The organism is Streptococcus iniae (genome assembly GCF_030732225.1).
Taxonomy (GTDB): domain Bacteria; phylum Bacillota; class Bacilli; order Lactobacillales; family Streptococcaceae; genus Streptococcus; species Streptococcus iniae.
The window spans coordinates 441,839-464,176 of the sequence record NZ_CP132230.1 but is presented as its reverse complement, the minus strand read 5'-3'; the positions used below and the strand labels follow the sequence as shown (position 1 = coordinate 464,176).

General features: G+C 35.4%; 20 protein-coding genes and 1 pseudogene. 1 reads left to right on the top strand and 20 read right to left on the bottom strand.

The genetic code is table 11. From position 1 onward, the window contains the following. Nucleotide 1: 1 nt before the first annotated feature. From esaA to Q9317_RS02330, 13 genes and pseudogenes are all read right to left on the bottom strand, one after another. A complete protein-coding gene (esaA, locus tag Q9317_RS02390) occupies nucleotides 2-3,007 on the bottom strand; it encodes a type VII secretion protein EsaA (RefSeq protein ID WP_305981571.1) in 3,006 nt (1,001 codons plus the stop codon). 80 nt (nucleotides 3,008-3,087) lie between these two features. Further along, on the bottom strand, nucleotides 3,088-3,378 hold the full coding sequence (locus tag Q9317_RS02385) for a WXG100 family type VII secretion target (protein ID WP_016356155.1): 291 nt from the start codon (nucleotides 3,376-3,378) through the stop codon (nucleotides 3,088-3,090). Nucleotides 3,379-3,797: 419 nt separating this feature from the next. Next, entirely contained in the window at nucleotides 3,798-5,780 is a 1,983-nt protein-coding gene (locus tag Q9317_RS02380; protein ID WP_305981570.1) for a discoidin domain-containing protein, read from the bottom strand. Between the two features lie 545 nt (nucleotides 5,781-6,325). Then, complete coding sequence (locus Q9317_RS02375) at nucleotides 6,326-6,688, bottom strand: hypothetical protein (protein ID WP_016356157.1); 363 nt, start codon at nucleotides 6,686-6,688, stop codon at nucleotides 6,326-6,328. 9 nt (nucleotides 6,689-6,697) lie between these two features. Then, nucleotides 6,698-6,970, bottom strand: a complete 273-nt coding sequence (locus Q9317_RS02370; RefSeq protein WP_017794709.1) for a hypothetical protein — start codon at nucleotides 6,968-6,970, stop codon at nucleotides 6,698-6,700. A 19-nt stretch (nucleotides 6,971-6,989) separates the two neighbouring features. Continuing rightward, entirely contained in the window at nucleotides 6,990-8,606 is a 1,617-nt protein-coding gene (locus tag Q9317_RS02365) for an alpha/beta hydrolase (protein ID WP_016356159.1), read from the bottom strand. After that, nucleotides 8,599-9,030 carry a hypothetical protein gene (locus Q9317_RS02360; protein WP_031239572.1) on the bottom strand — a complete coding sequence of 144 codons (432 nt, stop codon included), beginning with the start codon at nucleotides 9,028-9,030 and terminating at the stop codon, nucleotides 8,599-8,601. Before Q9317_RS02360 ends, Q9317_RS02365 begins: the two co-directional genes overlap by 8 nt. Nucleotides 9,031-9,348: 318 nt before the next feature. Next, a pseudogene (locus tag Q9317_RS02355) lies at nucleotides 9,349-9,800 on the bottom strand (hypothetical protein). Between the two features lie 102 nt (nucleotides 9,801-9,902). After that, nucleotides 9,903-10,334 carry a lipoprotein BUG3 gene (locus tag Q9317_RS02350; RefSeq protein WP_016356162.1) on the bottom strand — a complete coding sequence of 144 codons (432 nt, stop codon included), beginning with the start codon at nucleotides 10,332-10,334 and terminating at the stop codon, nucleotides 9,903-9,905. 136 nt (nucleotides 10,335-10,470) lie between these two features. Further along, nucleotides 10,471-10,893: a hypothetical protein gene (locus Q9317_RS02345; protein WP_017794849.1), complete on the bottom strand. Its 423-nt coding sequence runs from the start codon at nucleotides 10,891-10,893 to the stop codon at nucleotides 10,471-10,473. A 102-nt stretch (nucleotides 10,894-10,995) separates the two neighbouring features. After that, the gene (locus Q9317_RS02340) at nucleotides 10,996-11,361 is read right to left on the bottom strand and encodes a lipoprotein BUG3 (protein ID WP_370297330.1); all 366 of its coding nucleotides are present in this window, start codon (nucleotides 11,359-11,361) and stop codon (nucleotides 10,996-10,998) included. Between the two features lie 162 nt (nucleotides 11,362-11,523). Next, nucleotides 11,524-11,955, bottom strand: coding sequence for a hypothetical protein (locus Q9317_RS02335; protein WP_061866607.1), 432 nt, complete (start codon nucleotides 11,953-11,955; stop codon nucleotides 11,524-11,526). 444 nt (nucleotides 11,956-12,399) lie between these two features. After that, nucleotides 12,400-13,511, bottom strand: a protein-coding gene (locus Q9317_RS02330) for an IS3-like element IS981 family transposase (protein ID WP_089180045.1) whose coding sequence is annotated in 2 segments (ribosomal slippage) — nucleotides 12,400-13,295 and nucleotides 13,295-13,511 — 1,113 coding nt in all. Because the reading frame shifts where the segments join, the coding sequence is not laid out codon by codon here. 115 nt (nucleotides 13,512-13,626) lie between these two features. Between Q9317_RS02330 and Q9317_RS02325 the strand changes: the two genes are divergently transcribed. After that, nucleotides 13,627-14,814: a D-alanyl-D-alanine carboxypeptidase family protein gene (locus Q9317_RS02325; protein ID WP_003100857.1), complete on the top strand. Its 1,188-nt coding sequence runs from the start codon at nucleotides 13,627-13,629 to the stop codon at nucleotides 14,812-14,814. 141 nt (nucleotides 14,815-14,955) lie between these two features. On the opposite strand, the gene sufB is transcribed toward Q9317_RS02325, so the two are convergent. The 7 genes from sufB to mecA all read right to left on the bottom strand — a co-directional run bounded on the left by sufB (nucleotide 14,956) and on the right by mecA (nucleotide 22,225). Then, nucleotides 14,956-16,374 carry a Fe-S cluster assembly protein SufB gene (gene sufB, locus Q9317_RS02320; protein WP_003100855.1) on the bottom strand — a complete coding sequence of 473 codons (1,419 nt, stop codon included), beginning with the start codon at nucleotides 16,372-16,374 and terminating at the stop codon, nucleotides 14,956-14,958. 30 nt (nucleotides 16,375-16,404) lie between these two features. Then, on the bottom strand, nucleotides 16,405-16,842 hold the full coding sequence (gene sufU, locus Q9317_RS02315) for a Fe-S cluster assembly sulfur transfer protein SufU (protein WP_003100854.1): 438 nt from the start codon (nucleotides 16,840-16,842) through the stop codon (nucleotides 16,405-16,407). After that, nucleotides 16,829-18,055 (bottom strand): cysteine desulfurase, encoded by a 1,227-nt coding sequence (locus Q9317_RS02310; protein ID WP_003100852.1) that lies wholly within the window; start codon nucleotides 18,053-18,055, stop codon nucleotides 16,829-16,831. The genes sufU and Q9317_RS02310 overlap by 14 nt, the downstream gene beginning before the upstream one ends. Nucleotides 18,056-18,073: 18 nt before the next feature. Then, on the bottom strand, nucleotides 18,074-19,336 hold the full coding sequence (sufD, locus tag Q9317_RS02305; RefSeq protein WP_003100851.1) for a Fe-S cluster assembly protein SufD: 1,263 nt from the start codon (nucleotides 19,334-19,336) through the stop codon (nucleotides 18,074-18,076). Between the two features lie 70 nt (nucleotides 19,337-19,406). Further along, nucleotides 19,407-20,177: a Fe-S cluster assembly ATPase SufC gene (gene sufC / locus Q9317_RS02300; RefSeq protein WP_003100850.1), complete on the bottom strand. Its 771-nt coding sequence runs from the start codon at nucleotides 20,175-20,177 to the stop codon at nucleotides 19,407-19,409. A 123-nt stretch (nucleotides 20,178-20,300) separates the two neighbouring features. Continuing rightward, nucleotides 20,301-21,461, bottom strand: a complete 1,161-nt coding sequence (locus Q9317_RS02295) for a glycosyltransferase family 4 protein (protein ID WP_016355826.1) — start codon at nucleotides 21,459-21,461, stop codon at nucleotides 20,301-20,303. A 2-nt stretch (nucleotides 21,462-21,463) separates the two neighbouring features. Continuing rightward, entirely contained in the window at nucleotides 21,464-22,225 is a 762-nt protein-coding gene (mecA, locus tag Q9317_RS02290; protein ID WP_003100848.1) for an adaptor protein MecA, read from the bottom strand. Nucleotides 22,226-22,338 lie beyond the last annotated feature (113 nt).

Genomic DNA, 22,338 nt, shown 5'->3' with positions numbered 1-22,338 from the left:
CTTAGTGTTCTTTTGCTTTTGTTTCAAGTCGTAAGGTAATAAAAATATTGGCAACAATTAATGCAATAATCAGCACAGCAATTCCCGCAAGGAAGGTAAAGCCAACAGAAGTGCTATCAAAGTAGGCTGATAATTTTCCTTCTAAAACTGATAATGGATTGCTATTTTTTAAGATTTTAGGGAAACCTTTGACGGTTGCCACTGTTCCGATAGCATTTGATAAGTAAACAAAGCTAATAATCATGAAAAGAGATAGCCCCATCCCAATAGCTTTTAGGTTTTTCAAAAGGAAATATTGGCTATGAACAAGTAGGAAACTAAAGAGAACAATTAGTAGTGTCCATGATGGTACCAATTCACGGGTCACATTTAAACTATTGCTTGAAACAGTTCCTAAAACAAGGCCGCTGATCAAGGCTAAAGCTGAAATGATGCCTACATTAAGGAAGTCTGTTTCCAAGAACTTGTTAACGGTGTAACGGTTGGTTAGTTTTTTGAGAAGGTTTTGTGTTGCAAAGATATAAGCAGTGAAAAGGCTAACCACTTCTAAGAGAAGAATCCAGGTAAATGGACGGTAAACATTAACAGTTGCTTTTACCGATGAGGCATTTTCTGTTACCGGCTGCGCTAAGAAATCAAGCAATACATTGTTTGGCACGCCATTTTGATAGGCAGAATTAAAGACCTTGCTAAAGGAATCAACAAAATTACCATTATTAGCCAATTCTTTTTCAAAGGCCACCATTAAATCACCAGCATCAGCTGATAATTTTTTACCAGTATCTTGAGCACTCTCAACATCCTTATTAAAGCTTGAGAAGATTGTATTCACTTGACTGGCTTCTTCACTATTACTTTTAGCTAACTCTTTAGCACCTGTTGTTGTTTCTTTTAAGGCTTCTAGTTGGCTGCTGAGTGTTTGGATGCTTGTTGTGGTTGCTTCATCAGCATTTCCAACTTCAGTATTTTTAGCCTCAACGGTCTTACTTGTTTTCAAGAGATTGTCTAATTCTGCTAAACTGTCTGTAATTTTTTGCGAAACAATTCTACTATTAGTAGAAACAGATGCTAATTGTTCCACTAATATTTCTTGGTTATTTTCTAGTTCAGAAAGCAATGCCTTAATTCGTCCTTCTGATTGGACACTATCTGGGTTGGTCAGGTAACCCTTAATGCTTTGAGTTAGTAGGTTGGTGAGGAGTTCTTTAACACTTTGATTAAGGAAATCTGATGTCAAACTATTCAGTTTACCATCTTGGCCAATATGGTAATATTGGCTCATTAAAGATCCTGCCGTGTTGTAGGCATCAATAACTTTTTGTAAACTTCTTTGGTAGGCTGCTTCAGCATTACGATAAGCTTCTTGTTTTTGACTGTCATCACTTGATACCGTTGATACCATTTGACCAATGGTTACTGTAAATTTAGAAGCACTGGTAGTTGTAGAAGCATTTGATGAATCAGCTACATAGTTATAATTAACAGTGATTTGGTTTTCTTGATTTGATGAAATGGTGCTTGGATTAGACTCACCATTTACAGTCCAAGATGTGATTTGCACCTGTGGTGACTCTGAAGAGATAGCAAACGTCTGTGTACCAGCTCCCTGATTATTACTTGGAAGGTTTATGTTTGCCACTGCTGCTTTTGCAGCTTCACGCGCATCAAAGTTCTCTTTTAATTCTCTTGCCAGACTATTGCGACGACCCGTAATTAATCCTGTTGCATCAGCTAGGCCAGAATCAAAAGTAATGTTGCTTAATTCCTCTGATGGCATACCATATAGATTGGCTGGATTGCTATCTGGTAAAACTGTTAAACTTTTAGTGACCATGTTATCCGTTGCTTTTTCAAAGGCATTAGCTGATTGAGAGGAATTGCCTTCTTTCTTTAAGAAATCTGCCAAGGTTAGGTCGTCATCAATATGCCTCTGGTCAAAATAAGTAGCCAAGGCTTCTTTTACAAAAGTTTCTAACTTTTCATTATTCTCATTAATGTCTGACTGATGTTTCAATAAGGTCTTGTGGAGTTCTTCTAATGTTTGCCTTGCACTTTTAAGTGTAGACTCTCCTTCATTACCATCTGCATCTGCTTCCTTATAAACTTTAGACATCATTTCCATTAATTCAGATTGATTAACTTGCATCTCTTGAACAATTGGTTGAATTTGTTTTTGTAGATCTCCCATTTGGATTAAATTTTGTGTAAAATCTTCATAAGAAATTTTATCCTGAGCTCTTTTTTCCAATAGTTTTGACAAACTTGTCGTGAAACCGGTTTGAGCTTCTGTTAACCCATCATACATGGAACTGTAAGAATCCAGAGATTTTTTCAAGGCGTCATTGGCTGTTACTGAACTTCCTGATTGTGCTAATAAAGCTGGGAAAATATTCTGAAAATCTGTCGCTGAATGGTAGAGGTTCTTTTGATAGGTTGAAACATTACCTGTTTGCACATCCATCATTGATTGCACATTTTGTTGAGCTGTATAGAGGTTACTTAGAATACTTGCCATATACATGTCAACTAATTGGCTATTTAAATCAGCAACAATATCTTTTCCTTTTTTAGTCGCTTCTTTTTCCAATTCAAGGTTACCAGCAGTATTAATTTTATAAGTAACAATTGATCTATCAGCACTACTATTATCAATATCAAGAACTTTTTTTGAAAAATCACTTGGAATGATAAGCATCAATTGGTAATCACCTTTTTTGAGACCATTTTCAGCAGTACCACGGCTAACAACGGACCAGTTTTGACTATCATCACGTTCAATTGATTTGACGTAGCTTGTGCCTAAATTGTAGACATTTGGCCCTGAAACAATACTCTGATCTTCATTGACAAGTGCAATATCGAGTTTTGTTTGTCTGTGAGCATCTGCTGCTAATGAGCCTTTTTCATTATTGGCTTGAATGGCCAAATTCAGTCGAACAATTGCGCCTAAGAGCAAGATGACTGCAACAATATACCATACAATCCTTACGTTTTTTCTAACCTTCATAATCCATCCTAAAACTTTTTTATCTAAAAATAGGAAGGCTTTCGCCTTCCTATTTGTTGCATACAGTAGTTGGTCTAGCCTTATCCGTTAATTTGAGAAGCAATGTCAGCATCTGTTTGTTCAACCACATCAGCAACTTTAAGCAATTGTTGATTGATATCTTCTAACAATTGTGCAAATTGTTGAATTTTTGGTGATAATTCATTAAATTGTGCTTCAAAGCTATCAAAAGCACTACCATCCCAGTTCTCATCGATAACAGCTTGTTCTTGTGTTAATTGATTAAGAACATCTGTGATTTGTTGTGAGCCTGATGTGTATTTTTGAGCTGATGTGCGCAGTTCTTCTGGAGTAAGTTTAATTTGTGCCATGGTATAGCCTCCTCATATTTTTCTTAATAATTATAACACGGCATGACAAATATTTCCACAATTTAACAATATTTTTTAAAAAAAGATTAGCAATAAAGCTTTATTTTCATATTTTTTCTGAAATTTACTTGTTTTTCAAGTTGAAACATGTACATTCTGCCTTTTTTTCAAAAAAACATTCAGAGCATATTTATTCAGCATTACTATTAAAATCCCAATGAACAAGCTTTTAAGCAAGTATATGAAAAGCAGTTCTTCCTGAAAGAGACGAACTGCTTGCGATAGCTATTTTTTTATAATGGGAAAGGGTTCATTAACATACTCATTTTTTTATTGCTATTTCCTCACCAACTGCTATCTTTTTAAACGGAATATCTCACTCAATTAGTTCACATTTAAAAGATATAAAAACCACTTACTCATTTTCTCTCTATTAGTGTCGTTACTAAGACATTATAAATGGAATAACCATAACGATTAGCCCGTTCTTCCCCTTGCAATTTTATATAGCGAGCTTTAGTTGCTGGAAAGTCAATATTGACATTTGGTGTTTGAAATTGGTTTTTGGATATTGATGACACTTGTCTAAAATCTTGTCCATCTTCAGAGACCCAAATAGAATATTTAGCATTATAATTATTTTCAAAAAGAAATTCTAATCTGTTAACATACTGACTTTCTCCCAAGTCAAATAAAATGGATTCCTCATCTTTCCAATCACTTGCCCAACGGGTATCTAAACTCTCATCAATAGCTGAGCTTGCTTCATAATTTTTGATTGGATTTCGTTCATAACTGCTAGCTGTTGCTGCAACTGGTTTCATCTTGCTGGTTTTTTCAAATACTGGCCTAGTCGGATCTGACGGCTCTTGAGGAGTTGTATCCAAGGGTTTGTATTTCAAACTTGTTAGAGAATGTGGCTCTAACCTAACTTGTGTAAAAGCATTTCCCTCAACAAGATTAACGGTTTTAGCAAGATCTGAAACATTTCCTAAAAAGACGACACGACTACCATCCGCCTGTTTAACAGCTGTTTTTTCAATAGCTGTATCTGAGTAAGACTCGATGCTAACTGAACCCGGCTGTATCTCTTGACTCAAGCGTTTCAAGATATAGTAAGAAGGTTGAAAAACAATATTCTTATGTTCATCTAAAAGAATTGGAGCATGCACTGGATTAGACACTCCTTGAGTTGGTCCACCACTATGGTCTAAAACAAGATTCCAATCAATCCAGGATTTTGTTCCATGCTCAAAGTCATTCAAAATATCATAAATATAACGGTCAGCAGGGTCAAAACTGTTAAACCATGCTCCTTTTTCTTGACAAGCTTCTGTTGCATAAAGGTCAATATCGGGATATTTTGCTTTAACCGCATCCAAACTGTAGAAATCTCGTGACCACATTGGTTTTCCAGCAATTTCATGCCAAATATCTCCAGCATACCAGTGAAAAGCAATACCATCAATATATTTTCGGGCTTTGTCATTTTGCAAGAGAGAAAGGTTATACTTAATAAAGCCTTCACCATGCATGCTATCATTTCCCTTATCCCAATCCCAAACCAACACTTTAGGATCCAAATTATTTTTTTCTAAGGCAGGGCCTAAATAATTGCCAATAAAATCGGCAGCTTGTGCAGAGTTCCAGGTCGTTGCTTCCCATTTCGGATTATTTTGAGCTTCATTTTGAAGTGAAATAGAGTAAACTGGAATCCCTTCTTTAGCATAAGCTTGTAAATACTTGACAAAATAATGAGCGTAACTGTCATAGTATTCTGGTTTTAGCGAATTATCAATTAAATTAACAGCAGCTGTTCCAGTTTGACCACGTCTGACGCCGCTTTTTTTCATCCAAGCAGGAGGTGCCCAAGGTGCTGCAAACAATTTCAAATCAGAACGATAAGACTGTGCACGCTTGATGCCCGGAATAACAAAATCATGATCATCAGCAATGCTAAAGTGTTCTAAATTAGGATCTGGCGACTCTGTATCATCATAACTGTAAGATTTAATAGAAAAATCAGCCGAACCAATTGAGGACCTCAGCAAGGAATAATGGGCTCCCTCCTCAGAAAAGTAGGCCTGATAAATAGCATTTTGCTGCTCTTCAGTTAAGCCTGCAATATTATAAGCAGAAGATTCCGTCATTGCCCCACCCAGACCCAGAAATTCCTGACGCGTATTGTCTGGATAAATGCGAACAGTCTGACCAGATAAAGCTTCCGTAAGAGGTCGAAAGGTTAAGGAATCCATTTTTTGATCATTATAAACACCTTTTTGGGTGACATGCACTTCAATCTCACTAAAAGCAGTCTTCTCATCTGCCTGAACCCCAACAACACCCAGAGATACAGACTGTAAGAGCAAGGTAGCAACTAAAAAACTGTTTAACCATTTCATTTTTTACGTCTCCTTTAGATAATAATACCTTAAATTTATTTTAAACCTCTCGCTTTTATTTGTAAAGCGCTTACATTTTTAAACTATTAAAGTTATTATTCCCTAGGTACCCCTTATTATCTTTTTTTAGTGATATGAATTAAAAAAAGTATTATTAATGATAATACAATAGTAAACAAAAAAAATGGTAAATAATACCTAACAACTAATATGAGCAGGAATATTTGAAATGTAGTTTCATTGGTCATTTGAAAATCTAAATGACTTATATATTGTATTAAATAGACTAACGCACTTAAAATTATTATAGCTATGATGCTGATGATTACAAATTCTTTTCCAGCACTCGTATTATCTTTTTTACGCATAAGCACCTCTTTTACAATTGGAAGTCGTGTAGAAAAAAATTTTCGATGAATTTTCAAGCCTCTGTCACACCTTACAACCCAATACCAAATAATACAATAATTATTTAATGTAAAACAAATTATAATCATTATCTAGATTAGTTTAGACCATTCAGTTTCTATACCACAATCCTATTTTTAGATTTCAGTTCTCTCTTCTTTGGAAGCTTGTCTTTGGGCTTCCATGTACAAATTATCGACTTGATTATCATAATCCTTTCGAATTTGGATTTGCTTTTCTTCCAGTTCATCCATATGAGCATTAAATTCTACCAAAAATGCATCTTGATTGTGTTCCATTTGATACAAATACATCTGAGCTTCCTGAGGCAGTTCGCAACCTTGGCTCAATGCCACTTGATAAACAGTCTCTCTAAGTTTATCTGTTCTTGCCATAAACAATCGAAAAGCATCTTCGAGTTCTTCTCTAGAATGATGAATTTTTCTTATTTCTTGATCATAATGATTATCTAGTTCTTGCAGTTTTCTTGTATCTAGCACTCTATTCTCCTAGTTAACGGGATTTTCTAACTCAGGTTTGGGGAGTTGTGATAAAAAGTCAGAAGCCGCTTGAGCCGTTTGTCCTTCTAAGCCATCTGTAATATTTTTGTTATAGGTTGAAGTGTAGGACTTTAAGTCTTGCTCATCCGCTTCTAAAGTTCCCCTCAAACTATCTCCCTTATTGTTGATATTGGTTAATGCCGTAGTGACTATCGCCTTTATTGCGGCTCTTTCCTGTGCTTTCAACATCTCAATCAATGGTAGTTTCAATCCTTTTGTCATCTCTTTATACACTTTCCAATTAAGATAAATTATTGACGATGTCACTAGCAAGTTGATCATCTTGAGCTGTTAGATTCTGTGCAACAGCTATCAGGTTCCCTGTAAAAGTACTCATTTTTGTTTGATATTGATCTAGTGCTTCTATATTTGAAGTTTCTACCCCATCATTCCATATAGTTGCCATTTTCAACTCTGAAACTAAAGTATCAACTTCTGACTGATCAAGGAATAGAGCAATTGATTCTGCTGCAGTCATTGCTGATGTTGCTATTTGTTCAATAGCATCCTTAGTCTCACTGATATGTTTTTTTGCCGCCTGAACTTTATCTGAAACATCTGCTTCTGCTAACTGAGTAGCCATGTATAGTAATTCAGTTCTAAGTAGAATGCGTTGGCTCCCCGTTGCCGATTTTATTTTGCTATGATAGCTAGCAATATTATTTCGGTTCCACTCTAGTCCATCCTTTTTAGCTTTCGTAATAATGGCCTGATAATCTGATTGGAAATTGTCGTAAAGCCTTTTAGCTTCAGCTATAGTTGTAACAATTCCAAATGCTTTCAGTGTGGCAACTAGTCGAGACAAGTCACTTGTCATAGCGCCGAGAATTATTTGGTTAAGATTACCTGAATCATAATTCTCTCCTAAAAGATTCTTGAGAAAGTTTTTTTCTAGCCTAGCTAAGTCTTGCCCAGATTTTAATAATTCTGGATGGTAGCTTTCAGAAGCAGTTAATGGATTGCCATAACTATCAATTTGAAAAGCCCCAAAATCATGTGCAGAATGATTATCAAAAGTACCTGTATACTCACTCGGTACAATAACATTTACTTTACCAAATTGTTCCTCCCAAGGCTTTTCACGATTAAGCATGCTAACCATATCAAAGGGATTAACATAATAGGTCACATGTTCTCCAGCTTCTTTGATTTTATTAGCAGAAATACCTTGCATTTTTTCAAAACTGGATGACACATCCGGACCATCAAAGAGAACAACTTGACCAACTGTTTTCAATTCTTCGTAACTAAGATTCACGACTGCTTGAGCTGACACAATCGTCCCAAGAGAATGACCTGTAATATCCATAACAGCCCCAGGAGCTTTTTTCCTTAACTCGGCTATTTTTTCCTTCATAGCCTTATTAGCCAATTTAGCCTGAGGAATATACTGATTAGCGATAGCAAACATTGCATCGTTGGCAATCCAATCGTTAAGTGTATCAATCCCCATCCCGTCACTGCCACGAATGGCCAGATAAGTATGTTTTGTTGTACTATCTATTTTCTCAGTATCTGACAGGTAGTAGGCATTAAAACCAGCCTTTTCGTCTGTCAATAAACCTTTTTGATAGGAATGTGTAACAAAGTGCTCATTTTCCTCAATCGTTTTTAAGGACTTGTCAGGTTGCAGGTAGACAATACCATCGTTGGGAAGATTTGAACCACCTTCGATAACCTCTTTGCCTTTCTTAACATCTTTGGAGAAATTAAATTGAACAGATTTTCCAGAAAACAATCTTTCCTGTTGATCTTTCCTTAAAGAAGAAGTCACAAAGCGAACTGGTCTACCAGTATATGTTCCTTGTGCTAAATTGGTATAAATGTTATCAAAAGTCTCTGTATTCCAATTACTCAAATACTTTCCCTCCTATTCCCAAACCGTTTGTTAACATCATAGAATTCAAGTCAGGAATTCCGTTCGTTATTTCAAATGTCACATTCCATCCAGAATTCTTAATATTATTGAAAGTTCCATAAACGTCAACTATTTCACCTCCACCTTGAGGCGTTCCATTGCTTGCTTCATTCCACTGAGTTTCTTCCCAATCGATCTGAACTGATTCAATTTTTTTATTTTGTGATTTGATAAAGTCTATGATTTCTTGTTCATGCTCTTTGAGGTAGACTAGTTGCTCTTTTTTTGTCATTTTTTGATGTGAGACGTGTTTGCTAGTTTTGGTTTCATTTTTCTGACTCTTTTGTTCACTGTTCATTTGGCATCCTCCTAAAATAATTCCTAAAAATACTATTGGTAGCACACATTTTAATCTCTTATACATGGTAATTCCCTTTCTATAGTCCACAGTATTGTCATTTACCAAACAAGTACTAGCTAAAATTTAATATATCTGTTTTTTTCACTAACTTAAGTATATCAATTTTTTCTTATCGGCACCATCGTTAGGAAGGTTTTGACCTCCTTCGATAACCTGCTTTACTTTTCTAGCATCCTTCGAAAAATCAAACTTAACTGGTTTATCTTTGATTCTTTCTGGAAATGCATTTGCTCGTCCCAGATAAGTTGATTCTGAAAGATTCGCATAAAGATTATTAAAATTTTCTAACCCTCAACTAGTCAAAACACTTCTCCTTAATTACTAATCGCTATAAATATCCCAAAAACTTCCTTTATCAATCATAGGTTTATTTAACATTCCCATCAATTTAATATTTGGAATATCGTTTTGATGGGGTAAATAAAAATCAACTATTAATTTTGAATTTTCTAGATTATTAAATTTTCCTCTCAGTGATAAATTATAATCCCCCCTTGCGGAGTTCCATTTCCACTTTGTTCAACTTTTATACTTGACCAATCAAATTGAACAGACTCAATTCGTTCATTATGTGATTTTACAAAATCAACAATCTCTTGTTCATGCTCTTTTAGATAGGCTAGTTGTTGCTTCTTGGTCATTTTTTGATTTGAGACGCGTTTGCTAGTCTTGTTTTCTTTTTTTGCACTCTTCTGTTCACTGTTCATTTGGCAGCCAACTAAAATTATTACTAAAAATACTATCGGTAGCACACATTTTAATCTCTTATACATGGTAATTCCTTTCTAAAGTCATAGTATAATCAGTAGACAAATCCATTCAAACCATTAGGATAGAAAGATTTTGCAATATCATTTAGTATTTCTAAAATCTAACTACTCAATAATTTCACCATCAATTTCTATATGTTGTCCTAAATACATTTCTTCAAGATTAGGTATTCCACTTTCTATTTCAATATCAATCCTCCATCCAGAGTCAGAGTCGTTGTTAATTTTCCCAAAAAGCAAAATACCTTGTCCACCCCCTTGAGGCGTTCCATTTCCTCCTTTACTCCAACGTACATCATCCCAATCTATCTGAACAGATTCAATTTTTTTATTTTGTGATTTGATAAAGTCTATGATTTCTTGTTCATGCTCTTTGAGGTAGGCTAGTTGTTGCTTCTTGGTCATTTTTTGATGTGAGACGTGTTTGCTAGTTTTGGTTTCATTTTTTGAACTCTTCTCTTCATTGTTCATTTGGCAGCCAACTAAAATTATTCCTAAAGATACTATTGGTATCATCCATTTTAATCTTTTATGCATCAGTCATTCCCTTCTACAGTTATAGTATAATCAATAGACAAACTCATTCAAACCATTAGGATATAAAGATTGTCTTAATATCGTTGAGCATTTCTAGATTCCAACTTCCCATTATATAACTTTCTTATTATTCTAACTAATCTTCAATAGTTGATAGATTATCTGAACCAACTGAGTCAATATTAGGCATTTGATTATCATCCAATGTAAAATTTAGACTAAAATTAGTTAGTTCACTACTATTTGCATAGCCAAAAATTAATAATAGTTTCCCTCCTCCTTGAGGAGTTCCATTACTAGCTTCCACTGTACGTATACTATTCCAATCATATTTAATATCAGTAATATCTGGATTTTGGGTTTTGACATATTCAGTTAACTCTTTTTCATGCTCTTTGAGATAGGCTAGTTGTTGCTTCTTGGTCATTTTTTGATGTGAGACGCGTTTACTAGTCTTGGTTTCATTTTTTGGACTCTTCTGTTCACTGTTCATTTGGCAGCCAACTAAAATTATTCCTAAAAATACAACTGCCACCGACCATTTTAATCTTTTATACATGGTAATTCCCTTCTACAGTCATAGTATGATCAATAGACAAACCCATTCAAACCATTGGAATAGAAAGATTTTGCAATATCATTTAGTATTTCTAGATTCCAGCTACTCAAAAATTTTTCCTCCAATACGTATAGGTTGCCCTAAATACATATTCTTTAAATCTAACCGTCCTTTTTCTGAATCAATATCAACTCTCCAACTTGATTCAGAATTATTATTAATCTCCCCAAAAAGTAGTATTCCTTCTCCTCCTCCTTGTGGAGTACCATTTCCTCCTTTACTCCATCGAATATCACTCCAATCAATTTGTACAGATTCTATCTTGTTATTCTGAGATTTTACATAATCAATGATTTCTTGTTCATGCTCTTTTAGGTAGGCTAGTTGTTGCTTCTTGGTCATTTTTTGATGTGAGACGTGTTTGCTAGTTTTGGTTTCATTTTTTGGACTCTTCTCTTCATTGTTCATTTGGCAGCCAACTAAAATTATTCCTAAAGATACTATTGCTAGCACACATTTTAATCTTTTATACATGGTAATTCCTTTCTATAGTATAATTAGTAGACAAACTCATTCAAACTATCAGATTAAAAGGTTTTTGCAATATCATTTAGCATTTCTAAATTCCAGCTACTCAAAAACTTTTCCTCCTATTCCCAAACCGTTTGTTAACATCATAGAATTCAAGTCGGGAATTCCGTTCGTTATTTCAAATGTCACATTCCATCCAGAATTCTTAATATTATTGAAAGTTCCATAAACGTCAACTATTTCACCTCCACCTTGAGGCGTTCCATTGCTTGCTTCATTCCACTGAGTTTCTTCCCAATCTATCTGAACTGATTCAATTTTTTTATTCTGAGATCTTACAAAATCAATGATTTCTTGTTCATGCTCTTTTAAGTAGGCTAGTTGTTCTTTTTTTGTCATTTTTTGATTTGAGACGTGTTTGCTAGTTTTGGTTTCATTTTTCTGACTCTTCTGTTCACTGTTCATTTGGCAGCCAACTAAAATTATTCCTAAAGATACTATTGCTAGCATCCATTTTAATCTTTTATACATTAGTAATTTCCTTTCTATACTTTAAAACAGAAAAATTTATCTAAAATTAATAAGTCTTTTTTCACTAACTTTACTATACCAAATTTTTACCATTCCTATGCTATAATAGTACAGTAATCACAATTACTAAGGAGAAATTAATCTTATGATGAACATGCAAGACTTGTTCCACGATTTTTTAAGTCTTGTAATCGTCAGAAATGTTGAATTAAAACCTTTCTTAATTTTCTAAATCAAACTAAAAATACTTAAATTTATATCAATAAGACAAAAATTAGACAATAGCAGTATCTCTGTTGTACAAAAATAGCTTCCTTCAAAAGAGGAAAGCTATTTTATTTATTTAGAAATTATCATATTTATATTCCATATTCAATTCTTGATAGATATTGAGGTTAAGTCAAGTTTTTAGAGTAACAAACGTAGAATTTTAATCTATTTATTTTAAGCACTTACCTTTTCAAATTGATTAGGTGTAAGATACCCTAAACTTTGATGGATTCGTTTTGAATTATAAAAGGCTTCGATGTACCAGAAAATACTCTGATAGGCTTCTTCAAAGTTCTTATATTTAAATTGATACACCCACTCTCTTTTTAAATGTCCATGCCAAGATTCAAGACTGGCATTATGATAAGGGTATCCCCTTCGACTGAAAGAGTGAGTCATCCCATAATACTTAAGCAACTCTTCATACTCTAGACTCGTATACTGGCTTCCTTGGTCAGAATGAAGAATAACAGCTTCTGGATAGTCTTGTGATTTAATGGCCTTATTTAAAGTTCTTTGCACTAATTCTACAGTCATTCGCTTGCCCAAATCCCAAGCAATGACTTTTTTAGTATAACGATCCATAATGGTTGAGAGATAAGCCCATCCTTGTTGAGTAGGAATATAAGTAATGTCGGTTGACCAAACCTTATTTTTCTTTGTAGGTTCAGTCTGTATGAGATTTTTTCGATTGATGTGATCACTTAGTGAGTATCCAGGCTTAAATTTCTTAATGACTACAGACTTGAGTTGAAGTTGCTTCATTAGCTTCTGTACCAGTTTTAACCCGACTTTTTCCCCTTGTTTAAATAGAAGATGATGAATTTTAGGAGCACCATAGATTCCTCGGTTAGCATTGAAGAGTTGAGAAATTTTGAGTGACAGGTATTGTCTCCTTAATTGAGTTTTAGATGGATGTCGGTTAATCCGTTCATAATAACTTGATTCAGGAACATCAAGGAGTTGACAGCTTAGTCTGACATTGAGTGCTAAAGTTTGTATGGTTTGAGCCATATCCGCAGCACTCACTTCTTTTTCTCGGCGAATATGGTCAATACTTTTTTTAAGATGTCTCGTTCTTCCTTAACTTTAGCCAGTTGTCTTTTTAATTCTAGAAAATCAGCTTTAGAGACGGAGCTTTCATTAGATTTAGAGTAGAGGTCTATCCATTTATAAATTGTTGCAGGGGCCACGTCGTATTCTTTAGACAGCTGGGTGACGGATTGACCAGAATGATAGAAGGCGATAAGGGTTTCTTTAAATTCTTTTGAGTAGCGTTTTTTCATGTTTTTGTCCTTTGTCTAAATTATACAATAGTGACTCTAAGATTTAAGGATAACATCATCACTTTGTATTAGTCAAGTGATATAATAATTTTATCTATTCTCTAGGAGTGATCAATTGTATAAAAAAATATTTGCATCGTTTTTATTGTTCTTATCTTTGTCATTCATGACTGTAGCTTCTGCTGAAGAGGCAAAGGATATCATGACTATTACCCGAGAAGCAGGTTATACTGTCCAAGACATCAATAGACCTAAATCTTCGATTGTTGTTGATGCAAATACAGGCGATATTCTATGGCAAGACAATATTGATGCCGTTCGCGACCCTGCCTCAATGTCTAAAATGTTTACCTTATATCTCCTATTTGAGGAACTCGCTAAGGGAAAAATCACTTTAGATACAACTGTAAAAGCTACTGAAACAGATCAAGCAATTAGTGGTATTTATGAAATTTCAAATAATAAAATTGTTGCTGGAGTAGACTATCCAATCAAAGACCTGATTACAATGACAGTCGTCCCATCATCAAACGCAGCAACTGTTATGATTGCTAATTATTTATCTAATAATGATGCTGGTGCCTTTATTGATCGTATTAATCAAACAGCCAAAGACCTTGGTATGACAAATACATACTTCAGTAATGCAAGTGGTGCTGCGGCACAAGCATTCCATGGCTACTATACACCGCAAGGTTATAATCCAGCTGCACCAAATCAAACCTCATCGCATGATTTAGCCATTTTGATTTATCAATTTTTGAACAAGTATCCTGATATTTTAAAATTCACAAATCAATCACTTGTCAAAACTATGGTTGGAACACCTTACCAAGAAGAATTCCATTCTTACAACTATTCTTTACCAGGTGATAAATATGGTTTAGAAGGTGTTGACGGCTTAAAAACAGGTTCTAGCCCAACTGGGGCTTTCAATGCCATGGTTACAGCAAAACGTGGAAAAACACGATTAATCACTATTGTTATGGGAGTTGGTGATTGGTCAGATCAAGATGGAGAATACTATCGCCATCCCTTTATTAATGCTTTGACCAGCAAAACCTTTAAAGATATTTCTGAGAAAAAAGAAAAAAGAGAAGCCAATCTCTTCCCTAGAAAAGCCAAACGTATCACTGGTGATATCTCACGCCCTTCCAACAAACACAAAGACTATAAAGAGCCAAAAAGCCTTATTGCAAAAATCGAGCATTTCATTGATTACCATCATAAACTTGTCTTCATTTGCTTAGGATTATTCATTATTCTTGTTGTTTTACTTGTTGTTATCGCTATGTTACATTAAAAAGGGGCTGGGCAAAAAGCCTAATATAAACAAAACCGCATGAAATCTTTCGTTTACAAACGTTGATTTCATGCGGTTTCTTATTTCGGAAATTTGAAAAAATCAATGAGATTTCGACTTTTTGCCCAGCCCCTTAGTTATTTAACCAACTGAACCTTCCATTTCATAGGAAATTAATCTGTTAAGTTCAACAGCGTACTCCATTGGCAACTCTTTGGTAAAAGGTTCTACAAATCCCATAACAATCATTTCAGTTGCTTCACCTTCAGACAAACCACGGCTCATAAGATAGTAAAGTTGCTCTTCTGAAATTTTAGAAACTTTTGCCTCATGCTCGAGCGCAACTTGAGAATTATGAATTTCATTAAATGGAATGGTATCTGATTTTGAAATATCATCCATCAAAATAGTATCACATTCAATGTGAGACACAGATTTCTTTGACTCTTTATTGAAAGTAACCTGCCCTCTGTAGTCAACCTTACCCCCACCCTTAGCAATTGATTTTGAAACAATTGATGATGAGGTATGCGGAGCATTATGAATCATTTTTGCACCGGTATCTTGGTGCTGACCAGCATTAGCAAATGCAATAGAGAGCATCGTCCCACGCGCACCTGGTCCATCAAGATAAACAGAAGGGTATTTCATGGTTGTTTTGGCCCCCAAATTACCATCAATCCATTCAACGGTTGCATCTTTTTGAGCCTTGGCACGTTTTGTAACCAGATTATAGACGTTATCAGACCAATTTTGGATGGTTGTATAACGCATATAAGCACCATCCAATGCAAAAATTTCAACAATAGCAGCATGCAGGCTATTACTTGAATAGGTCGGTGCTGTACAGCCCTCAACATAGTGAACACTTGCCCCTTCATCAACAATAATCAAGGTCCGTTCAAATTGACCTGTATTTTCATTGTTAATTCTAAAGTAAGTTTGCAGTGGAATGTCTACTTTTACTCCTTTTGGAACGTAAATGAAGGTTCCTCCTGACCAAACTGCTGAATTCAAGGCTGCTAATTTATTATCTGTTGGTGGAACCAATTTTGCAAAATATTGCTTGAACAAATCAGGGTATTCTTTCAAAGCTGAGTCTGTGTCCGTAAAAACAATCCCCAACTTCTCAAATTCATCCTTCATGTTATGGTAAACCACTTCAGATTCATACTGAGCTGAAGCTCCTGCTAAATAAGCACGTTCAGCTTCTGGAATGCCAATTTTTTCAAAAGTTTCTTTAATTTTCTCAGGAACATCATCCCAAGATCGTGCAGGCTTATCAGACGCCTTTTGATAATAAATAATATCATCAAAATTGATATCTGAAAGGTCAGCACCCCAAGTCTGCATTGGCATTTTATTGAAGGTCTCTAAAGATTTAAGACGAAACTCAAGCATCCATTCTGGCTCTTCTTTAGCTGCTGATAACTCACGAACAACAGCCTCACTCAAACCTTTCCCTGTTGAATAAATTGGTTCAACATCATCATGAAAGCCAAATTTATAATCTCCTAAATCAATAGGCGTGGGTTCTACTTTTTCATTGATTTCAGACATTTCTCTTCCTTTACTTTCTTTTTTATCAACTTAGTTAGGGTTGCTTCTTTCAATAGCTTTTTCTAAAGCATGCCAAGCTAGAGTTGAACACTTAATCCGCTGTGGAAATTTTGACACTCCTGAAAGAAGTTCTGCTTCACCCAACAATTTTTGATTCTTATCTTCTTTTCCTTGAACCATCTCTGAAAAGAGTGCAGCAAGCTTCAAAGCTTCTGCCTTTGTTTTTCCAATAACAGCATCTGTCATCATGCTTGCTGACGCTGTTGATATAGAGCATCCATCCCCTAAAAAAGCAATGTCTTTAATGACATCACCATCAAAGGACAAGGTTAAGGAAATCAGATCACCACATGTTGGGTTATTCAATAAAACAGCCTCTGCCCCTTCAATGACACCCTTATGATGCGGACTTTTTGAGTGTTCTGCAACCAGTGCCATATATAAACTATTGAGTTTAGATAGTGCCATTAAAGAACTCCTTTGTTTTTATGATTGCCTCTATCAAGTGATCACAATCTTCTTTGGTGTTATAAAAGTAGAGACTTGCTCTAACAGTCGAAGACACCCCTAAATGAGCTAAAAGTGGTTGAGCACAATGATGGCCAGCTCTTACAGCAATCCCCTCATAATCAAGTGCCGTTGCTACATCATGTGGGTGTAATCCCTCTAGATTAAAAGCAAGAACTCCTTGATGCTCACAAGACTTTTGAGGCCCATAAAGCGTAAGCCCAGAAATAGCTTGTAGCTTAGGCATCACATAGTCTACCAATTCTTTTTCATAAGCATCAATAGCAGCCATTCCAAGCTCTTCAAGATATGAAATAGCCTCTCCTAAAGCAATAGCTCCCGCAATATTAGGAGTTCCTGCTTCGAACTTCCAAGGAAGCTCCTTCCAAGTTGCCTCTTGCTCATACACAAAATCAATCATTTCTCCACCAAATTCAATAGGAGTCATTTGATTCAAGAGAGTTTCTTTACCATAGAGCACACCAATACCTGTCGGTCCTAACATTTTATGACCAGAAAAAGCAAAGAAATCACAGTCTAATTCTTGCACATCAATGGCCATATGAGGGATAGATTGTGCACCATCAACAACTAAATAAGCACCTACATCATGTACCAATTGTCCAATTTCCTTGATTGGATTAAGGCAACCTAGCAGATTTGAAACATGTGTCAAGCTAACAAATTTTGTCTTTACAGATAACTTTTCTCTAAAGTCATCCATATCCAGTTGACCATCTTTAAGGTAAACATAAACAAGTTCCGCACCTGTTTGGCGACAAACTTCTTGCCATGGGATAAGATTAGAGTGATGTTCCATAATAGAAATCAAGACTTGATCACCCTCTTGAAGTAACTGACTAGCAAAATGAGCTACCCAGTTTAAACCACTTGTCGTCCCTCGGGTAAATAAAATTTCTTTGGTTGAGGCCGCATTAATAAAATGCCTCACTTTTTCTCTACTGGCTTCGTATTCTTTGGTTGCCCGTTCAGCTAAGGTGTGAACACCTCGGTGCACATTAGCATTATCCTGTTTATAATAAGCTTGCAACTTATCAAGTACCCTTTTAGGTTTTTGTGTTGTTGCAGCATTATCAAGATAGATAAGTTCTTCATCATTAACCCTTTGGTCTAAAATCGCAAATTCTTTTTTAATTTCTGCTGGGTTAAACACTTATGTCTCCTTTTTCTTTTAACGTGATACTAACTTTTGATCTAGCACGTCAATGATTTGATCACGTACCTTTTTAATGGGAATTTCTGTGATGACAGCACCAAGAAAACCTCTAATAACCAAACGTTCAGCTGTTGCTTGATCTAAGCCTCGACTCATCAAGTAATACATATCCTCAGGATCAACCTGCCCAATAGAAGCCGCATGACCTGCTGTTACTTCGTTTTCATCAATCAAAAGAATTGGGTTTGCGTCACTTCTAGCCTTATCTGAAAGCATAAGAACGCGACTTTCTTGTTGCGCATCAGCACCTTTAGCCCCTTTAATAATATGACCAATGCCATTAAAGGTCAATGTTCCTCTTTCAAGAATAACACCATGTTGCAAGATATGACCAATAGAATTTTTACCGTAATTAGTTACTCGAGTATCAATCCCTTGAATTTGACGACCACTTGAAGCCGCAACCACTTTTAAATCTGCATGGCTGCCTTCTCCTATTAAATCACTATCAAAATCTGCAATAACATTGCCTTGGTTCATGACACTTAGAGACCAGTTGATATGAGCATTGTTTTCCAAACGACCACGGCGACTAATAAAAGCCGTCACATGTTCTCCTAATTGGTCAATAGCTGAAAATTTAATGTGACTTCCTGCCTCAGCAATCACTTCAACACAAATATTAGCTGAAATCTTCTTGGCATCATCACCAAAAGATTCTATTCTTTCTAAATAAGAAAATTTACTTTCTTTACCCGCAATAATGAGGATGTGTTTATTAAACGGCAGAGCACTTTGACTGTTTTGCAAAAATATAGCTTCAATAGGTTCTGCTATTTCAACAAAATCTGGCACATATAAAACAGCTGCGCTATTAAAATAAGCAGTGTGATAGGCCGTTAATTTATCTTGGTCAAATGCTAATGCAGACCCAAAATACGCTTCAATAACATCGGGAATCTCTTCCAATGCTGAATGAAAATCTGTAAAGATAACCCCTTTTTCAATTAAGTCATAGGGTAATTGTTCTAGCACAGTCTCTGTTCCAACTTGAACAAGTGTAGGATTATCACCAAGTTCTATAAAATCAGGGATATTCCCATCTAACTGATCACTGGAAATCGTTCCATCACCAAGATTCCAACGGTGATATTTTACACGTTCAATAACTGGTAATTCTAACTCTTCTATTTTATCAAAAGCTTCTTGTCGACGTTTTTGTAGCCACATAGGCTCTGCTTTTTCCTGTGAAAAAGCTATAATACTTTCTTTAGTCATTCTGATGTTCCTTCCTTCATTTCTCTACTTTCTAAATGAGCCTAGTCAGACTAGGACAAAACAAACACCATTAGACTTCTTCTTTGTAATCAATGCCCAATTCTTCAGCGATTTGAACATAACCTTCTTTTTCAAGACGGGCTGCTAATTCTGCTCCACCAGAAAGAACAACACGACCATCCATCATAACATGAACCTTATCAGGTGTGATGTAATTGAGGAGACGTTGATAGTGAGTAATAATCATTGCCCCAAAGTTGTCACCACGCATTTCATTGACTCCTTTAGAAACAACTTTCAAGGCATCAATATCAAGACCAGAATCAATTTCATCCAAAAGAGCAAACTTAGGTTCAAGCATTAGTAATTGTAAAATTTCATTACGTTTTTTTTCTCCACCTGAGAAACCTTCATTAAGGTAACGCTCTGCCATTTCTTCTTTCATTCCAAGCAATTCCATTTTTTGATCAAGCTTGGTAATAAAATCACGAACGGAAATTTTATCCTCATCCTCTTTTCCTGCATTCATTGCTGCGCGGATAAATTCTGCATTGGTAATTCCAGGAATTTCAGAAGGGTATTGCATGGCAAGAAATAGCCCCATTCTAGCACGTTCATCTACTTCTAGTTCTAAAATATCAATGCCATCAAAAAGGATTTCCCCCTGGGTTACTTCATAATTAGGATTCCCCATAATAGCTGCTGAAAGGGTTGATTTCCCTGTTCCATTTGGTCCCATAATAGCTGCAATCTCCCCAGATTTCAAAGTAAGGTTGACCCCTTTTAAAATCTCTTTATCTTCAATTGAAACATGCAAATCTTTTATTTCTAGTACAGACATCTCCTACCTCATTTTTCTATCTCTAACCTAGCGTTTAAAGAATCGTTAACTTGAATTTTATAAAAATTTTCAATAACTTAATTATAGCAAAAAAAGACTTATACAGCCTTTTTCTTGTTTCAATTATTTTTTCCGATTTTCCCATTTTTTGAGTTGTTTATGACGAAAATCATTATTACCGAGAAACTTCAAAAAGTTAAAAAGTGGTGTTCGTTTTTCACCCCAGATTTCCAAACCTTCAATGAAAACTTCCAAGCCAAACAAGAGTCCAAACATTAATAGTAAGCCACCAATTCTGCTTGAGACATTGAGTAATAATGAAATAAGAGAAAACAACATGGCAATCCCGTAGATCACCAAGACTGCTCCGCGATGGGTGAACCCCATAGAAAGCAAACGATGGTGCAAATGCATCTTGTCTGGTTCATAGAATTTTTGACCAGATAAACTGCGACGGATAATAGCAACTAATGTATCCATAATCGGAACGCCTAAAATGATAACAGGTGTCACAACAACAACAGCAGTGGCATTTTTCAAGCCTTGGAGAGATAAGACACCAATCATAAATCCTATAAAGAGTGCTCCAGTATCGCCTAAATAAATCATTGCCGGATGATAATTATAAGGAAAGAAACCTGTGATTGAGGCAATCAAAATTAAGATAGTGACGGTCAAATAAAAATCTCTTTGTGGCAAGAAAAAATACGAAACAATTGCCATGGTCAACAGACTAATAATTGAAACACCACTAACAAGACCATCTAAACCATCAATTAAATTAATGGCATTGGTTATGGAAATAATCCATAAAATGGTTAAAATAAAGGTAAGAATTGGCCCAAAAACAAGAAAAGGGCCTCCAAATGGAATCTTAAAACTATCAAACCGAAAATCTGTAAACCCCCAAATAATTGTGGCTCCTAAAAAAATTCCCAACATTTTTAGTTTAGGGCTGATTTCAAAAACATCATCAAGAAATCCTGTTAAGGTTACAATTGCCGCTCCAATAACAACCGGTAATATATAGGTGAAATAAGAGGTCCCACCTAGAAATAAATCCGAAGAAGCTACTGTCATAAAGAACAAGGTCGCTACCACAAATGAAATAAAAATGGCTAAGCCACCACCACTTGGCATAGGAACCTTATTGACTCGTCTTGCATTAGGATTGTCAACCGCGCCAACTTTGAAAGAAAGTAAGCGTACAAAAGGTGTTAATATAATGGATATCAGTAAAGCTCCAATTAATACCAAAACATAATCAAATGTAAAAGGAAACATCATTAATCTACCAATTCAATTCTTTGTAGTTGTTCGATAGCATTATCATCAATTAATTGACTCGCATGCTCCTGCAAATAAGCTCTTGTACGTGTACCTGCACTAGCATGTTCAATAAGACGAGCATACATAATGTTGGCATAATAAGACGGTTGATTTTGAACATCCAATAAAATAGTCATATGGTAGCGGCCACCATCTTTATACAATTCCGAAGCTTCAATCGAAAAATCAAGAGTTTTGGCAAAAGTCACTGCCTCTGTTATGTTGTCAAAGTCTAAAACATAATGCACATAATCTAAAACTTGCGGTTCGCTTTCAACCTGTGTCTGAGTAGGCTCAGCATTTTCTTGACTGGTATTGATAGCTTCCTCCATCATTTCTTCGATTTTTTCAAGTTTTTCATGTGCATTAACATCGCCCTTTTCCATCATTGCTTTTTCAATGCTTTTGAAGAAATCTTCTGGACTCATTTGGGAAATATCACCCAAATCAGATAAGTCTTCAAAGTTAAGGTCTTTATTAATATCAGATTTAGTAACAAACACATCTAGTCTGTCTTTACGTGGTGTCACTCGAAAACTTAACATACCACTATCTTTAAAATTATCTGGTAAATCTAACTCATCCATAACCGCATAGAAAAACTCTTCTGTTTTTTCTTGAGGAATTAAAAAATCTTTAAGCTCCATTCCTCTTTCTTCTAAATCATCCATGCTGATTGTTATTTTTAGCGTCGTTTCGCTAATCTGTTTCATCTCCATAGTATATACCTCGCACGCGTAGTTATTCTATTATACTAGAAATACCGATTTTTCGCAATTTTCAAGGCAAAATGAGGACTAAAAGAAAATCCCAGCTCGTTTTAAGCTGGAAT

Bases quoted from the DNA above. Each gene is read 5' to 3' on its own strand.
- Q9317_RS02380 (WP_305981570.1), bottom strand. From the start codon at position 5,780: ATGAAATGGTTAAACAGTTTTTTAGTTGCTACCTTGCTCTTACAGTCT.
- Q9317_RS02370 (WP_017794709.1), bottom strand. From the start codon at position 6,970: ATGACAAAAGGATTGAAACTACCATTGATTGAGATGTTGAAAGCACAG.
- Q9317_RS02360 (WP_031239572.1), bottom strand. From the start codon at position 9,030: ATGTATAAGAGATTAAAATGTGTGCTACCAATAGTATTTTTAGGAATT.
- Q9317_RS02295 (WP_016355826.1), bottom strand. From the start codon at position 21,461: ATGTTTCCTTTTACATTTGATTATGTTTTGGTATTAATTGGAGCTTTA.
- sufC (WP_003100850.1), bottom strand. From the start codon at position 20,177: ATGTCTGTACTAGAAATAAAAGATTTGCATGTTTCAATTGAAGATAAA.
- esaA (WP_305981571.1), bottom strand. From the start codon at position 3,007: ATGAAGGTTAGAAAAAACGTAAGGATTGTATGGTATATTGTTGCAGTC.
- Q9317_RS02345 (WP_017794849.1), bottom strand. From the start codon at position 10,893: ATGTATAAAAGATTAAAATGGTCGGTGGCAGTTGTATTTTTAGGAATA.
- sufB (WP_003100855.1), bottom strand. From the start codon at position 16,374: ATGTCTGAAATCAATGAAAAAGTAGAACCCACGCCTATTGATTTAGGA.
- mecA (WP_003100848.1), bottom strand. From the start codon at position 22,225: ATGGAGATGAAACAGATTAGCGAAACGACGCTAAAAATAACAATCAGC.
- Q9317_RS02385 (WP_016356155.1), bottom strand. From the start codon at position 3,378: ATGGCACAAATTAAACTTACTCCAGAAGAACTGCGCACATCAGCTCAA.
- sufU (WP_003100854.1), bottom strand. From the start codon at position 16,842: ATGGCACTATCTAAACTCAATAGTTTATATATGGCACTGGTTGCAGAA.
- Q9317_RS02335 (WP_061866607.1), bottom strand. From the start codon at position 11,955: ATGTATAAAAGATTAAAATGGATGCTAGCAATAGTATCTTTAGGAATA.
- Q9317_RS02340 (WP_370297330.1), bottom strand. From the start codon at position 11,361: ATGAACAATGAAGAGAAGAGTCCAAAAAATGAAACCAAAACTAGCAAA.
- Q9317_RS02350 (WP_016356162.1), bottom strand. From the start codon at position 10,334: ATGCATAAAAGATTAAAATGGATGATACCAATAGTATCTTTAGGAATA.
- sufD (WP_003100851.1), bottom strand. From the start codon at position 19,336: ATGACTAAAGAAAGTATTATAGCTTTTTCACAGGAAAAAGCAGAGCCT.